We start from the raw sequence: 15,580 nt of genomic DNA on the forward strand, positions 1-15,580 counted from the left end.
CCGGGCGGCCGGTCAGAGGATGTTGAACGGAATGGTGGTCACGAGCCTGAATTCGTTCAGGCTGCCATCGCCCTGTGCCTTGCTTGCGCGGTGCGTGGTGTAGGTAGCGCGGATGCTGGTGTCCTTGAGCGGTCCGCTCTGTACCGCGTAGCTGGTGCCGATGCCCCACTCGTAATGGGTCTCGCCATCGAGGCCTTGGACGTCGTAGGCGCTGCCTCGGTAATGGGTGCCGTCGATGCCCCAGCCACGCGCGTTGTACAGGTTGAATTTCAGCCCTGGCACGCCGTAGTAGGCCATGTTGAGCACATAGGATAGCTGCAGCGATTTCTCGTTCGGGCCGTTGAAGTCCGACAGCAGCGAGTTGGCCAGGTAGATGCCGTTGGTTTCGTGGAGGTAGTCGAAATACTCGTTGCCATTGACCTGCTGCCAGGCGGCGGTAAGGGTGTGCGCCTGATGGGTCAGGCCCAGCGACAGGCTGTAGGTGTCGTTGTCGATGTCGCCCATCTTGCGGCTGCCGGCGTCCACCGTCTTGTAGTAGTTAAGACCCGTGGACAGGCTGAGCACGGCGCTGTCGCCGAACAGGTGATTGGCGCCGAAATAATACTGGTTCCAGAAATCGTCGACCTTGGTGGCGTACAGGCTGGTGGTCAGGCTCTTGAGGGGCTGGTAGTTGATACCGACCGTGCTGGCGCGGTCGGTTTCCACCCCGGCCGCCCCGTATTCGCTGCGGAACTTGCTCAGGCTCTGCTCGGTACGTGGCGAGACCCGGTCGAAGGTACCCAGGTCGAACGTCAGGTTGTCGAATTCAGCGCTGTGCAGGAATGCGCCCTGAAAACTGGAGGGCAGGGCGCGGTTGCCGATGAAAGCGATCATCGGGGTATCGACGGCCTGACGACCGAGGGTCAGGGTGGTATTGGACATACGCGCCTTGACGTTGCCCAACCCCAGTTTGCTCCACTGGCCGATGGCATCGCCGTCGCTGTGGGTCAGGGTACGGTTGTTGGGCCCTGCAATCGCTTCGCGATCCTGCTGCAGGGCGATGGCATTGTAGCCGGCTGCCTCCACGGCAAAGCCCACCGTGCCCTGGGTAAAGCCCGAGGTGTAGTTGAGGATGGTGCCCTGCACCCAGTTTTCACGCGTGTGGGTGGGGTGACGGGTACCGTCGCTCTTGTAGTAGCGCCATAGCGGTGCGCGGGTGGCGCGTTCGCGGGCGTACCAGTTGCGCGTCGTCCCGCTCAAGCTCTGGCCATCGACGAAACCCTTGGCCTGCGCCTGGGCGCTTTGGGCTGCGACGGTGAGCGGCAGGTAGGCTTGGCTCTGTGGGTCGGCGTGGGCGGTGGTGGTTGCCGCGCCTATGGCTAACGCCAGCGCGCTCGAATTGAACAGTCTCACGATAGAAGCTCCTTTTCATTTCTAGTTATTGCCGGCCTTTTGGGCCGGGTGGGTGTTGCCGTGTTGCCTGGAGCGCCCCGGGATCACCGAGGCTGAAGCTGACGATGGTCATGCATGGCGCGCGGGTCTCCCCACCTGCGCGCCACGCCTGTCCGGCGGTGCTAATCGACGCTGACGCCGGAAAAATCGTTGCGTCCGAACGGGCTGACCTTGAACCCGGACACTTGGGTGCTCAGGGGCTGATTGACAGTTGAGTGGGCCACTGGCGTGATCGGCACCTGCTGCTTGAGCCGCTGCTGGGCTTGCTGATAGAGCGTGGTGCGCTGGGCCTGGTCGGTGACCTGCTTGGCTTGCTTGACCAGGCTGTCGTACTGCGGGTCGCACCATTGCGAGTAGTTGTTGCTGCCAATGGCATCGCAGCTGTACAGCGTGCCCAGCCAGTTGTCGGGGTCGCCGTTGTCACCTGTCCAACCGATCAGCGCCACATCGTGCTCACCGCTCTTGAGGCGCTTGATGTATTCGCCCCATTCGTAGCTGACGATGCGCACTTTAAAGCCCAGCTTGCTCCAATCGGCTTGGAGCATTTCGGCCATCAGCTTGGCGTTAGGGTTGTAGGGGCGTTGCACCGGCATGGCCCACAGGGTGATTTCGGTGCCAGGCTTGACCCCGGCCTGTTCGAGCAGCTGGCGGGCTTTGTCCGGGTCATGGGGTGCATCGGTGATGCTGGTGTCGTAGGACCACTGTGTGGGCGGCATCGCGTTGACCGCCCGTTGCCCGGCTTGCTGGTACACCGCCTGCAGGATGGCTTGCTTGTTGACCGCCATGTCCATGGCCTGGCGCACCTCAAGCCGGTCGAATGGCGGGTGCTGGGTGTTGTAGGCGATATAGCCCAGGTTGAACCCTGCTTGCTGCAAGACCTGCACTTTGGGGTCCTGCTTGAGCCCTGGCAGGTCGGCCGGCCGCGGATGCAGGGTGACCTGGCACTCGTTGCGGCGCAGTTTCTGGATGCGCACCGACGGGTCGACATTGATCGAGAACACCAGGTTGTCGAGCTTCACCTGCTCGGGCGCCCAGTAGGCACGGTTGGCCTTGTAGCGGATCTGCGAGTCCTTCTGGTAACGCTGGAACACGAACGGGCCGGTGCCTATCGGTTGCTGGTTGATGTCGCTGGGCCGCCCGGTCTTGATCAGTTGCTCGGCGTATTCGGCGGACAGGATCGATGCAACGCTCATGGCCAGGTTCTGGATGAACGCGGCGTCTACCGTGTGCAGCGTGAACACCACGGTGTATGGGTTGATCTTTTCGACGCCTGCGATGTTCTTGTCCAGGCCCATGCTGACGAAGTAGGGAAACTCGGTAGGGTAGGCCTTGCGAAACGGGTGCTGCCTGTCGAGCATGCGGTTGAAGGTGAACAGCACGTCGTCTGCGTTGAAGGGACGGCTGGGGGTGAAGGCCTTGTTGCTGTGAAAGCTCACGCCTTCGCGCAGGTGAAAGGTGTAGCGCAGGCCGTTCTCGCTGACTTCCCAGCGGGTGGCCAGGGCAGGGTGTACCGCCGTGCCGCCGCGTTCGAACTCCACCAGGCGGTTGTAGATCGGCTGGGCGGCGTCATTGTCGGTGGCGGTGGTGTATTGGGCCGTATCGAAACCGGCCGGGCTGCCTTCGGAGCAGAACACCAGGTTGTTGGCCATCACCGCTGGCGTCTGGCCGACGAGGGCCAGGGCGAGCAGCGTAGAAAGTCGGGTCAGGTGGCGCATGCTAAGTCCTTTTGGGTGCGGGGCCGGCTCCGGGCACGAATCGCGGCAACAGTTCGCCTGTCCCGCACGCTTGGCAGCGGGACGACTGGGTATGGATTGGGTGGGTCAGGCGCCCGTCAGGCGGGCGCAGCCCTCAGGCTATTTGTCCACGCTGACGCCGTAGAACGCGTTCAGGGCAAATGGACTGATCTTGAAGTCCTTCACCTTGGCACTCATGGGCTGGTAGACGGTGGAGTGGGCGATCGGGGTGATCGGCACCTGTTCCTTGAGGATGTGCTGGGCTTTCTGATAAAGCTCGGTGCGCTTGGCCTGGTCGGAGGTGGCCTTGGCCTGCTTGATCAAGTCATCGTAGGGCTTGTAGCACCACTTGGAGAAGTTGTTGCCGTCGATGGCGTCGCAGCCATACAAGGTGCCCAGCCAGTTGTCAGGGTCGCCATTGTCCCCGCTCCAGCCAATGAGCATGGCGCCCTGTTCGCCCGCCTTGGAGCGCTTGATGTACTCGCCCCATTCATAGCTGACGATCTTGGCCTTGATACCGACCTTGGCCCAGTCTGCCTGGAGCATCTCGGCCATCAGCTTGGCGTTGGGGTTGTACGGGCGCTGGACCGGCATGGCCCAAAGAGTAATTTCGGTGCCGTCCTTGATGCCGGCTTCCTTGAGCAATTGGCGGGCCTTGTCGGGGTCGTAGGGAGCGTCCTTGATGCTGCTGTCATACGACCACTGGGTCGGCGGCATGGCATTGACCGCCAGCTGGCCTGCCCCCTGGTACACCGACTCGATGATTTTCTGCTTGTCCACGGCCATGTCCAGCGCCTGGCGCACCTTGAGCTGGGCCATGGGGTTGGGCTGATTGCTGCCCTTGAGCTGGTCCATCACGTTGTAGGCGATGTAGCCCAGGTTGAAGCCCGCCTGCTGGGGCATCTGCAGCTTGGGGTCCTGCTTGAGCGGGGCGATATCGGCTGGGCGCGGGAACAGCGTGACCTGGCACTCGTTCTTCTTGAGTTTCTGCATGCGCACCGAAGCGTCGGTGGTGATGGCGAAGATCAGGTTGTCGATCTTCACGTCCTCGGGTTTCCAGTAGTCCTTGTTACCCTTGAAGCGGATCTGCGCGTCTTTCTGGTACTTGCTGAACACGAACGGGCCGGTGCCGATCGGCTTCTGATTGATGTCGGCGGCCTTGCCATTCTTGAGCAACTGGTCGGCGTACTCGGCGGACTGGATGGACGCAAAGCTCATGGCCAGGTTCTGGATGAAAGCGGCGTCGACGTCGTTGAGAGTGAACTTGACCGTGTGGTCGTCCAGTTTCTCGACGCTGGCGATATTCTTATCCATGCCCATGTCGGTGAAGTACGGGAACTCGGTGGGGTAGGCCTTGCGGAACGGATGGTCCTTGTCGAGCATGCGGTTGAACGTGAACAGCACGTCGTCTGCATTGAACGGGCGGGTGGGCTTGAAGTAATCGGTGGTGTGGAACTTCACGCCTTCGCGCAGGTGGAAGGTGTAGGTCTTGCCATCCTCCGCCACCTCCCAGCGCGTTGCCAGCCCAGGAATGACCGCGGTGCCGCCTCGCTCGAACTGAGTCAACCGGTTGAAAACCGTTTCGGCAGAGGCGTCGAAATCGGTACCGGTGGTGTATTGCCCCGGGTCGAAACCGGCCGGGCTGCCTTCTGAACAGAACACCAGGTTGGAAGCGGCGAAGGCCGACGGGGCGCCGGTGAGCAAACCTGCGCCTAGCAGGAACGGAATGACTGCATGTTTGAGCATGTTGGCCTCATTGTTGTCATTGTTCAGAAGAGGCGGCCTCGTGAGCCGACCTGCGGATACTTATGCAGGGGTGGGCCCAATGCAATATGCACAAGGTTAGTCGGGACTTGAAATGTGGCACGGCAGTACATGAATGTCGCATCGGTGTAACTTTTGACGGAGTTAAACGTTTGCGAGGGCAGAATGGTGGCTTTTTGCGGAATATTGCTGATTAAAGGAAGATGTCGGGAAAGGCTTAAGAGGGTGTAGGAAATCTCTTAAAATGCGGGCTACCCGTTAGGGGAAGAAGAAAAGCCCTGGCGGGCCAGTGAAGGCGCCAGGGCATCTGCTGCTGGTCAGGGGCTGGCCTTGGACCTACCCCTGCCGCCTTGCGGTCAGGGCATCTGAACTTCGATCAAGCCATCGGCGTTCATGCTCACTTCGCTGGTGCCTGCCTCGATGTCCGGCGCGGGCGCAGCCTCGTCTGCTGCCATGGCTTTCATTGCCATCGGCGCACTGCGCAGGTAAGGACGTGGGTAGCCGCTGCTGTTCAAGTTGAGGCTGACCACCTTGTAACCGCTGCCGCCCAGGGCTTCGGTGGCCAACTGGGCGCGCGCCTTGAACGCGTCGACGGCCTCCTTGAGCAGCGCGTCTTCGCTGGACTTGCGGGTAGCCGGTGCAATGGAGAAGTCCATGCCGCCCATTTTCAGGTCTTGCAGCAGCTCGGCGGTGAGCTGTGAAAGCGCCGGGAAGTCCGCGCTTTCGAGCCGCAGCTCGGCACGCTCGCGCCAGCCGGTGATTTTCTGGCCCTTGGTGTCGTACACCGGGTAGCTGTTGCGGCTGCCCTGGCTGATCTTGACGTCCTTGACCTGGCGCGACTGCTGCACGGCCTTGTTCATGGTCTCGGTGATCTGCTTGGCAAGCTTGCTCGGGTCGGTGTTCTGCGCTTCGCTGTAGAGGGTCACGACCATCAGGTCGCGTGCCACTTCCTTGCTCACTTCGGCGCGCAGCGACACCTGGTTGAAGCGCGGTTCATCGGCGGCCAGCGCTGGCAGGCTGGCCAGCAGACCGCAGGACAAGAGAAGGGCAGCGCCGCGACGTTGGATTAGCATAAGGTGCTCCTTGGCAGATGAAAGCGTGGGGTGTGGCCATCCATTCCACGCATGGCGCATCAGACCGGGAACAGTGTAGTGGGTTCAGCGCTGGCCCGTTGAACCTGTGACAAAGTGTGGCGGTTTGCCGCATCACTGCAGCAGCATGCCCCGCTTCGGTATACTCCAGCCGATTTTCTGGAGCACTCATCAGGAGAGCTCATGCTCGCCGCCGTACAACCGCTGTCCGCTACACGCCAGAACCTCTGGCGACTGACCGTCATTCGCGTTCTTGTGTTGGCCGCCCAGGCCGGCTCGGTGGGCGTGGCCTACTGGACCGAGCTGTTGCCACTGCCCTGGCTGTCGCTGGCCGGCACCCTGGCCTTGTCCTCGCTGCTGTGCGCGTTCACGGCGCTGCGCCTGCGCCTGTCGCTGCCGGTCACCGAACTCGAATATGCCCTGCAACTGGCGTGCGACCTGTTGATACACAGCGCCCTGCTGTACTACTCCGGCGGCTCGACCAACCCCTTCGTGTCCTACTACCTGGTGCCGCTGGCGATCGCGGCGGTTACGCTGCCCTGGCTGTATTCGCTGATTCTGTCGGGCATCGCGCTGACGGCCTACAGCCTGCTGCTGGTGCAGTTCTACCCGCTCGAAGGCCTGCCGCTGGCACGGGACAAGATGCAGGTCTACGGCATGTGGCTGAGCATTGCGCTGGCCGCGGCGGTGATCACGTTCTTTGCCGCGCGCATGGCCGAGGAACTTCGGCGCCAGGAGCACCTGCGCTCGGAGCGGCGCGAAGAAAGCCTGCGCGATGAGCAATTGCTGGCCGTGGCCACCCAGGCTGCGGGCGCAGCCCACGAGCTGGGTACGCCGCTGGCGACGATGAGCGTGTTGCTCAACGAGATGCGCCAGGATCACACCGATCCGCTGCTGCAGGAAGACCTGCAGATCCTTCAGGACCAGGTCAAGCTGTGCAAGGAAACCCTGCAACAGCTGGTTCGCGCAGCCGAGGCCAATCGCCGGCTGGCCATCGTCGAGCAGGACGTCACCGTCTGGCTCGACGAGGCCCTCAACCGCTGGCACCTGATGCGCCCGGAAGCCAGTTACCGCTTCCAGCGCCTGCGTGATGGTCTTGTCCCCCGGCTGACGCCACCGCCTGACCTGACCCAGGCGCTGCTCAACCTGTTGAACAATGCCGCCGACGCCTGTCCTGATGACCTGGAGGTGCGCCTGGACTGGGATCACCAGGACATCGTCATCAGCATCCGCGACCATGGCCCTGGCGTACCGCCAGCCATCGCCGAAGCCATTGGCAAACCTTTCATTACCACCAAAGGCAAGGGCTTCGGCCTGGGCCTGTTCCTGAGCAAGGCCAGCGTCACCCGTGCGGGTGGCTCAGTGAAACTCTATAGTCATGAACAAGGTGGCACCCTGACCGAATTGCGCCTGCCCTACGGCATGCGAGGAGAAGCATGATGAGTGAAGAAAACCAGGTCGAAACCGAAGAGCTGCCGCACCTGCTGCTGGTGGACGACGATGCTACCTTTACCCGGGTGATGGCCCGGGCCATGAGCCGCAGGGGCTTTCGGGTGAGCACCGCCAGCTCGGCCGAAGAAGGTTTGATCCTGGCCCAGCAAGACCTGCCGGACTACGCCATGCTCGACCTGAAAATGGACGGGGATTCGGGCCTGGTGCTGCTGCCCAAGCTGCTGGAGTTGGACCCGGAAATGCGGGTCGTCATCCTGACCGGGTACTCGAGCATCGCCACGGCAGTGGAAGCGGTCAAGCGCGGCGCCTGCAACTACCTGTGCAAACCGGCTGACGCTGACGACGTGCTGGCGGCCTTGTTGTCCGAGCACACCGACCTGGACACGCTGGTGCCGGAAAACCCCATGTCCGTGGACCGTCTGCAGTGGGAACACATCCAGCGTGTGTTGAACGAGCACGAGGGCAACATCTCGGCGACCGCGCGCGCGCTGGGCATGCACCGCCGGACATTGCAGCGCAAATTGCAGAAGCGGCCAGTGCGGCGCTGAATGCTGCTGCAGGCGCGATCTTGGCGGACGCCGGACCGGCCGCGATGAGCCCAGATGTACTGGGGCTGCGAGTTTGAAATCCTGCGGCCGCTGCGCGGCCCATCGCGTCCGGTTCAGTACTTCAGCAGGGCTGCTTGCCAGGCCATCACGGCACAATGCCCGCAAATCCTGGCCGTTGGCGTATCATTAGCCCCCTAACGGCAACCCCCCTTTCAGGATTGTGCGCCCATGCTTGCCCTTCTCATCCAGACGCTGAACATCACGGCGCCCGTTTTCGCCATGTTGTTTCTGGGCGTGTTGCTTCGCCGTATCCACCTGATCGACGACAACTTCAACAAGGTCGCCTCGCAACTGGTGTTCAACGTCTGCATGCCGGCCTTGCTGTTTCTGGGCATCTATCATGCCGACCTGGCGGCTGCGGTCCGGCCTGGGATCATGCTCTATTTCACGGTGGCCACCCTGGCCGGATTTGCCATCGCCTGGGGCATGGCCGTCTGGCGCAGCCCGTGGGCCGACCGAGGCATCTACACCCAGGGGGCCTTTCGCGGCAACAACGGCGTGATTGGCCTGGCACTGGCCGCAAGCTTGTACGGCGACTATGGCATCTCATTGGGTGCAGTGTTGGCCGGGTTGGTGATCCTGCTGTACAACTCGTTGTCTGCCATCGTGCTGGCGGTCTACAGCCCCGATCTGAAGTCCGACCCGTGGAGCATCCTCAAAAGCATCCTGAAAAACCCGCTGATCCTCAGCGTGCTGGTCGCCATTCCCATGGCCTACGGCCAAGTCCCGTTGCCAAATTGGCTGCTTACCTCCGGTGATTACCTGGCGCAGATGACGCTGCCCCTGGCCCTGATCTGCATTGGCGGCACCCTGTCGCTGACGGCTCTGCGCGACAGCGGCCGGCTGGCCGTGGACGCCAGCCTGGTAAAAATGGCCTGGCTGCCGCTGATCGGTACCCTTGGCGCCTGGCTTTGTGGTTTTCGCGGGGCCGAACTGGGCATCCTGTTCCTCTACATCGGCAGCCCTACCGCAGCGGCCAGCTACGTGATGGCGCGTGCGGCCAACGGCAACCATGAACTGGCCGCTTCGATCATCGTGATCACCACGCTAATGGCCGCGATCACCACCAACATTGGTATTTTCATCTTGCAGTGGGGCGGATGGATCTAGATCCTTGACTGCAAACAACAGCAACAGCATTGCCTCACTGAGCGAAAGGACACTTCATGCAAGACCAGAGCACGCCCGAGCGGTTACAGCGCGGGCTGAAGAATCGTCACATCCAGCTGATCGCGCTCGGCGGCGCCATCGGCACGGGGTTGTTCCTGGGCATCGCCCAGACCATTCAGCTGGCCGGCCCCTCGGTCTTGCTGGGCTATGCCATTGCTGGCCTGATGGCTTTCCTGATCATGCGCCAGCTTGGGGAAATGGTCGTCGAAGAGCCGGTCGCCGGTAGCTTCAGCCATTTTGCCCACCAGTACTGGAGCGAGTTCGCAGGTTTCGTGTCTGGCTGGAACTACTGGGTAGTCTACGTGTTGGTCGGCATGGCCGAGCTGACGGCGGTGGGTATCTACGTCCAGTACTGGTGGCCTGAGTTTCCAACCTGGGCCACGGCCGCGATCTTCTTCGTGGTGATCAACCTGATCAACCTCACCCAGGTGAAGGTTTATGGTGAGATGGAGTTCTGGTTCGCCTTGGTAAAAATCGTCGCCATCGTCAGCATGATAGGCTTTGGCGCCTGGTTGCTCAGCACCGGCAGCGGCGGCCCGGACGCCAGTGTGGCCAACCTGTGGCAATACGGCGGGTTCTTCCCCAATGGTGTGACCGGCCTGGTCATGGCCCTGGCCGTGATCATGTTTTCGTTCGGTGGCCTGGAACTGGTAGGCATCACGGCCGCCGAGGCCGACAATCCGCGCCAGAGCATTCCCAAGGCCACCAACCAGGTGGTCTACCGGATCCTGATCTTCTACATCGGCGCGCTTGCGGTGCTGCTTTCGCTGTACCCCTGGCAGAAAGTGGTACAAGGCGGTAGCCCGTTCGTGATGATCTTCCATGAACTGGACAGCGACCTGGTCGCGACCATCCTCAACATCGTGGTCCTGACAGCGGCGTTGTCGGTTTACAACAGTTGCGTGTACGCCAACAGCCGCATGCTGTTCGGCCTGGCCAGCCAAGGCGATGCCCCACGTCAGTTGCTCAAGGTCAGCCGCAGCGGTGTACCCCTGGCAGCTTTAGGCATTTCTGCCCTGGCCACGGGCCTGTGCGTGGTGATCAATTACCTGATGCCCGGCCAAGCCTTTGGCCTGCTGATGGCACTGGCGGTGTCGGCATTGGTGATCAACTGGGCCAGCATCAGCATCACCCACCTCAAGTTCCGCAAGGCCAAGCGCGCGGCAGGGGTACAGCCCTTCTACCAGAGCTTGGGTCATCCGTTCACCAACTACCTGTGCCTGGCCTTCATCGTGCTGATTTTGGTGGTGATGTACCTGACGCCACCTATTCGCATCTCCGTGATGTTGATCCCGGGCTGGATCCTGCTGCTGTGGGTAGCCTTCAAGTTGAAGAAGGCTCGTCAGGCCAGCCGCTGACCTGACGCTCGGTACTCAATGCTGGCGGCGCCAGGCGCGCACCGTGGTGTACACCAACACCACCGCCAGCACGGGCAATACATAGAGCAGCATCAGGCGCTCCAGGCGCTCGGCCAGGGGCATGCCCATGGTGAACGCGGCGATGTGCAGGCCGTAGGCCAGGTACAGGCACAGGAACACCAGTCCTTCGGCCCGGGTGATGCGATAACCCGAATAAAACACCGGCAAGCTCAACGCGGCCACGCCCAGCATGACGGGCAGGTCGAAATCCAGTGCATTGGGCGAAATCGACAAGGGCTCGGGGGTCACCACGGCGGTCAGGCCCAACACGCCCAGCAGGTTGAACAGGTTGCTGCCGATCACCGTGCCCACGGCGATCTCGCGTTCACCGCGCAAGGCAGCGATCAGGGCTGCCGCCAGTTCCGGCAACGACGTGCAGATGGCCACCACCGTAAGGCCGATGACGCGCTCGGACAGGCCCAGGTCGGTGGCCACCTCCACGGCCGCGTCGAGCAGCAGATGACCGGCCAGGCTCAGCAGCCCCAGGCCTGCCATCACCAACAGCAGCGCAGCGCACCAGAAGCGCGCCGGGCTTTGTGGCACCGATGGCGGGGCAGGGTAGGTGCGTGCGTAGTGACGGGACTGGTGCCAGAGCATGGCCAGATAACCCACCAGCCCCAGCAGCAGCAACACGCCTTCAACGCGTCCCAGATAGCCATTGGCAGCCAACCCGTAGACCAAGGCACTGGCCAGGATCATCAACGGGATATCCAGGCGTACCAGCTGGCGAGAGACGCGAAGCGGAATGACCAGGGCTGCCAGGCCAAGAATGGCCAGCACATTGAAGATGTTGCTGCCGATGACGCTGCCCACGGCAACGTCCGGTGCGCCTTGGTAGGCGGCCTGCAGGCTGAGGGTCAACTGGGGTGCGGTGCTGCCGAATGCCACCAGGCTCAGCCCGATGATCAGCGGCCGGACATGAAGGCGTTGCGCCAGGCGCAGTGCAGCCCGTACCAGCAGTTCGGCGCCTGCGACCAACAGCAGCAAGGCGATGCCCAGCTGCAGCAGGCTGAACGTGGGGAGGGTGGCCAGATCGAAAATGGTAGGGCTCCTGGGCGTCAGTCACTAAGACCTTGTACTCGCACGCGCGCCGTTCCGCTACGCACCATGCCGATTTTTTCAGCGGCAGCCCGAGACAGGTCGATCAGTCGACTGCGGGCGTGCGGGCCGCGGTCATTGATACGGACCACGACGCTGCGTCGATTGGCCAGGTTGGTCACCAGCACCCGGCTGCCGAACGGCAGGTTGCGATGAGCCGCCGTCAGGCCATGCTGATTGAACGCCTCGCCGCTGGCGGTGCGTTTGCCGTGATGGCGGGCACCGTAGTAGGAGGCAGTACCCGTGCGGTCATATCCTCGCGGGTCGATGTCATGGCTGGCGCAGCCTGCCAGACAGGAAAAGAGGGCCAAACTGGCCAGAGAACGTTTCAACATGCAGGTACTCCAGTGCGCCGCAGCTTGTGACCGGGCGCGGGACAAACCAAGGTTGACCAGGGTGCGCTGGTCAGCCTCGGCTGGTCTGTCAGCGAGGGCGAGCCCCCGCTGGAGGGTACGGTCAGCCTTCGAGCTTGGCCTTGAGCAGCTGATTCACCTGCCCAGGGTTGGCCTTGCCCTTGGATGCCTTCATGGCTTGGCCGACGAAGAAGCCGAACATCTTGCCGCGCTTGGCCTCGTCGGCGGCGCGGTACTGTTCGACCTGTTCGGCGTTGGCCGCCAGCACCTCGTCGAGCATCGATTCGATAGCGCCACTGTCGGTGACCTGCTTGAGGCCGCGGCTTTCGATGATGGTGTCGGCATCGCCTTCACCTGCGGCCATGGCCTCGAACACGGTCTTGGCGATCTTGCCGCTGATGGTGTTGTCGCGGATGCGCACCAGCATGCCGCCCAACTGTGCGGCGGTGACCGGGGCCTGGTCGATCTCGATGCCCAGCTTGTTGAGCAGGCTGCCCAGCTCGACCATGACCCAGTTGGCGGCCATTTTGGCGTCGCCCCCGAGCTTGACCACCTCCTCGAAGTAGTCCGCCTGTTCACGGCTCGAGGCCAGTACGTTGGCATCGTACGCCGACAGCCCGTACTGGCTCTGGAAGCGCTCGACTTTCTGGGTGGGCAGTTCCGGCAAGCCGGCGCGCACGGTTTCGAGGAAGCTGTCCTCGATGACCACCGGCAGCAGGTCCGGGTCGGGGAAGTAACGGTAGTCGTTGGCTTCCTCCTTGCTGCGCATGGAGCGGGTTTCGTCCTTGTTCGGATCGTACAGGCGCGTTTCCTGAACCACCTTGCCGCCGTCCTCGATCAAGTCGATCTGGCGTTGGATTTCGCTGTTGATCGCGCGCTCGATGAAGCGGAACGAGTTGACGTTCTTGATCTCGCAGCGAGTGCCAAACTCGGTCTGGCCCTTGGGCCGGATCGACACGTTGCAGTCGCAGCGCAGCGACCCTTCGGCCATGTTGCCGTCGCAGATGCCCAGGTAGCGCACCAGCGCATGAATGGCCTTGACGTAGGCCACCGCTTCCTTGGCGCTGCGCATGTCGGGCTCGGACACGATTTCCAGCAGCGGCGTGCCGGCACGGTTCAGGTCGATGCCGGTAGAGCCGCTGAAATCTTCGTGCAGGCTCTTGCCCGCATCTTCTTCCAGGTGGGCGCGGGTCACGCCAATGCGCTTGATGGTGCCGTCTTCCAGGGCGATGTCCAGGTGGCCCTTGCCCACAATGGGCAGGTCCATCTGGCTGATCTGGTAGCCCTTGGGCAGGTCAGGGTAGAAGTAGTTCTTGCGCGCGAACACGTTGCGCTTGCCGATTTCGGCATCGATGGCCAGGCCGAACATGCACGCCATGCGTACCGCTTCCTGGTTCAGGACCGGCAGTACACCTGGCATGCCCAGGTCGACCAGGCTCGCCTGCGTATTGGGTTGCGAGCCAAACGTGGTGGCACTACCGGAAAAGATTTTCGACTGGGTGGCGAGCTGAGTGTGGATTTCCAGCCCGATCACAACTTCCCATTGCATGTGTCTGTTCCTCAGAAGCCGTTAGGGGCGCGGGTGTGCCAATCGGTCACCTGCTGGTAGCGATGGGCTACGTTGAGCAGGCGGCCTTCCTGGAAGTAGGGCGCCAGCAACTGCACGCCCACCGGCAGGCCATCGACGAAGCCGGCTGGCATCGAGAGGCCTGGCAGGCCCGCGAGGTTGGCCGTGATGGTGTAGACGTCCTCGAGGTAGGCGGCAACCGGATCGCTGCTCTTGGCGCCCAGTTTCCAGGCCGGGTTGGGCGTGGTCGGGCCGAGAATCAGGTCGACGTCCTTGAAGGCAGCCATGAAGTCGTTCTTGATCAGGCGGCGAATTTGCTGGGCCTTCACGTAGTAAGCGTCATAGTAGCCCGCCGACAGGGCGTAGGTGCCGACCATGATGCGGCGCTGCACTTCGGCGCCGAAGCCTTCGCCACGGGAACGCTTGTACAGGTCGGTCAGGTCCTTGGGCGCTTCGCAGCGATGACCGAAGCGAACACCGTCGAAACGCGACAGGTTCGAGGACGCTTCTGCCGGGGCGATCACATAGTACGCCGGGATGGCGTGCTGCATGTTCGGCAGGCTGATTTCCTTGACCACCGCGCCGAGCTTTTCCAGTTCCTTGACGCTGGCCTGTACGAGGTCGGCAATGCGCGGGTCCAGGCCAGCACCGAAGTACTCCTTCGGCAGACCGATGCGCAGCCCTTGCAGCGAATCACCCAGGGTGGCGCTGTAGTCGGGAACCGGCTCCTCGATGCTGGTCGAGTCCTTGGCGTCGAAGCCGGCCATGCCTTGCAGCAATAGCGCGCAGTCCTCGGCCGTGCGGGCCAGGGGGCCGCCCTGATCCAGGCTTGAGGCATAGGCGATCATGCCCCAGCGCGAGACGCGCCCGTAAGTGGGCTTGAGGCCGGTGAGGTTAGTCAGCGCGGCCGGCTGACGGATCGAGCCGCCGGTGTCGGTGCCGGTGGTCACCGGCAACAGGCGCGCGGCTACGGCAGCGGCCGAGCCGCCGGACGAGCCACCGGGTACGTGCTCGAGGTTCCAGGGGTTCTTCACCGCGCCGTAGTGGCTCGATTCGTTGGCCGAGCCCATGGCGAACTCGTCCATGTTGGTCTTGCCCAGCGTCACCATGCCGGCTTCGGCAAGCTTGGCCACCACGGTGGCGTCATAGGGCGCCTTGAAGCTGTCGAGCATCTTCGAGGCGCAGCTGGTGCGCACCCCCTGTGTGCAGAACAGGTCCTTGTGGGCAATGGGCGCGCCCAGCAACGCCCCGCCTTCGCCAGCGGCACGGCGGGCATCGGCGGCACGTGCCTGGCCCAGGGCCAGCTCGTCGGTCACGGTGATGAAGCTGTTGAGCTGTGGGTCGAGCTGCTTGATACGGTCCAGCAGGGCGCTGGTCAGCTCTTCGGAGGAAAACGACTTGTCGGCGAGTCCGCGGGCGATCTCGGCCAGGGTCAATTGATGCATGGCAGGCTCTATCCCTTACTCGATGACTTTCGGAACCAGGTACAGACCGTTCTCGGTCTGCGGGGCGACGGCCTGATAAGCGTCGCGCTGGTTGTGCTCGGTGATCTGGTCGGGGCGCAGGCGCTGGCTGGCCTCCAGGGGGTGAGCCAGGGGTTCGATGCCGGCGGTGTCCACCGCTTGCATCTGGTCGACCAACCCGAGGATGCTGTTCAAGGCGTCGGTAATGCGTGGCAGTTCGCCATCATTTAGGCCCAGTCGGGCCAGATGGGCGATCTTTTCCACGTCGCAGCGTTCAAGCGCCATGGGGGATCTCCAGAAGGATAGAAAGAACGGATTCACTGTCCGCAATGAGGAACATGTCAGCTTTTTGGCGGTCCAATGGCCGCGATCATCGGCTGGCATGCTCGGAAAAACAGCCAATTTAACATATTGGCTCCTTGCCCAAAATCC

13 protein-coding genes are annotated in these 15,580 nt (G+C 62.5%); 4 read left to right on the top strand and 9 right to left on the bottom strand.

Features of this window, described 5'->3' with window-relative positions; translation table 11 throughout:
* Positions 1 to 12 precede the first annotated feature (12 nt).
* The 4 genes from ACK59L_RS02155 to ACK59L_RS02170 form a co-directional block, all read right to left on the bottom strand.
* Positions 13 to 1,392: an OprD family porin gene (locus ACK59L_RS02155; RefSeq protein ID WP_409271588.1), complete on the bottom strand. Its 1,380-nt coding sequence runs from the start codon at positions 1,390 to 1,392 to the stop codon at positions 13 to 15.
* 161 nt (positions 1,393 to 1,553) lie between these two features.
* Positions 1,554 to 3,146 carry an ABC transporter substrate-binding protein gene (locus ACK59L_RS02160; protein WP_409271590.1) on the bottom strand — a complete coding sequence of 531 codons (1,593 nt, stop codon included), beginning with the start codon at positions 3,144 to 3,146 and terminating at the stop codon, positions 1,554 to 1,556.
* Positions 3,147 to 3,284: 138 nt separating this feature from the next.
* Positions 3,285 to 4,910, bottom strand: coding sequence for an ABC transporter substrate-binding protein (locus ACK59L_RS02165; protein WP_409271592.1), 1,626 nt, complete (start codon positions 4,908 to 4,910; stop codon positions 3,285 to 3,287).
* A gap of 374 nt (positions 4,911 to 5,284) precedes the next feature.
* Positions 5,285 to 6,001 (bottom strand): SIMPL domain-containing protein, encoded by a 717-nt coding sequence (locus tag ACK59L_RS02170; protein WP_058604393.1) that lies wholly within the window; start codon positions 5,999 to 6,001, stop codon positions 5,285 to 5,287.
* 201 nt (positions 6,002 to 6,202) lie between these two features.
* On the opposite strand from ACK59L_RS02170, the gene ACK59L_RS02175 reads away from it, so the two are divergent.
* The 4 genes from ACK59L_RS02175 (at position 6,203) to ACK59L_RS02190 (ending at position 10,607) form a co-directional block, all read left to right on the top strand.
* Positions 6,203 to 7,459, top strand: coding sequence for an ATP-binding protein (locus ACK59L_RS02175; RefSeq protein WP_058637485.1), 1,257 nt, complete (start codon positions 6,203 to 6,205; stop codon positions 7,457 to 7,459).
* Positions 7,459 to 8,019, top strand: a complete 561-nt coding sequence (locus ACK59L_RS02180; RefSeq protein WP_409271595.1) for a response regulator transcription factor — start codon at positions 7,459 to 7,461, stop codon at positions 8,017 to 8,019. The genes ACK59L_RS02175 and ACK59L_RS02180 overlap by 1 nt, the downstream gene beginning before the upstream one ends.
* A gap of 228 nt (positions 8,020 to 8,247) precedes the next feature.
* Positions 8,248 to 9,189, top strand: coding sequence for an AEC family transporter (locus ACK59L_RS02185; RefSeq protein WP_078479064.1), 942 nt, complete (start codon positions 8,248 to 8,250; stop codon positions 9,187 to 9,189).
* Positions 9,190 to 9,245: 56 nt separating this feature from the next.
* Positions 9,246 to 10,607: an amino acid permease gene (locus ACK59L_RS02190; protein WP_058604397.1), complete on the top strand. Its 1,362-nt coding sequence runs from the start codon at positions 9,246 to 9,248 to the stop codon at positions 10,605 to 10,607.
* A 15-nt stretch (positions 10,608 to 10,622) separates the two neighbouring features.
* On the opposite strand, the gene ACK59L_RS02195 is transcribed toward ACK59L_RS02190, so the two are convergent.
* The 5 genes from ACK59L_RS02195 to gatC form a co-directional block, all read right to left on the bottom strand.
* Positions 10,623 to 11,666: a calcium/sodium antiporter gene (locus tag ACK59L_RS02195; RefSeq protein ID WP_058604398.1), complete on the bottom strand. Its 1,044-nt coding sequence runs from the start codon at positions 11,664 to 11,666 to the stop codon at positions 10,623 to 10,625.
* A gap of 59 nt (positions 11,667 to 11,725) precedes the next feature.
* A complete protein-coding gene (locus ACK59L_RS02200; RefSeq protein WP_078479061.1) occupies positions 11,726 to 12,100 on the bottom strand; it encodes a septal ring lytic transglycosylase RlpA family protein in 375 nt (124 codons plus the stop codon).
* A 121-nt stretch (positions 12,101 to 12,221) separates the two neighbouring features.
* On the bottom strand, positions 12,222 to 13,667 hold the full coding sequence (gene gatB, locus ACK59L_RS02205) for an Asp-tRNA(Asn)/Glu-tRNA(Gln) amidotransferase subunit GatB (RefSeq protein ID WP_058604399.1): 1,446 nt from the start codon (positions 13,665 to 13,667) through the stop codon (positions 12,222 to 12,224).
* Positions 13,668 to 13,678: 11 nt separating this feature from the next.
* Complete coding sequence (gatA, locus tag ACK59L_RS02210) at positions 13,679 to 15,130, bottom strand: Asp-tRNA(Asn)/Glu-tRNA(Gln) amidotransferase subunit GatA (protein ID WP_409271598.1); 1,452 nt, start codon at positions 15,128 to 15,130, stop codon at positions 13,679 to 13,681.
* Between the two features lie 15 nt (positions 15,131 to 15,145).
* Positions 15,146 to 15,433, bottom strand: a complete 288-nt coding sequence (gatC, locus tag ACK59L_RS02215) for an Asp-tRNA(Asn)/Glu-tRNA(Gln) amidotransferase subunit GatC (RefSeq protein ID WP_409271600.1) — start codon at positions 15,431 to 15,433, stop codon at positions 15,146 to 15,148.
* Positions 15,434 to 15,580: the final 147 nt, after the last annotated feature.

Source organism: Pseudomonas sp. KCJK9111 (assembly GCF_046231935.1).
Taxonomy (GTDB): Bacteria; Pseudomonadota; Gammaproteobacteria; order Pseudomonadales; family Pseudomonadaceae; genus Aquipseudomonas; species Aquipseudomonas parafulva_B.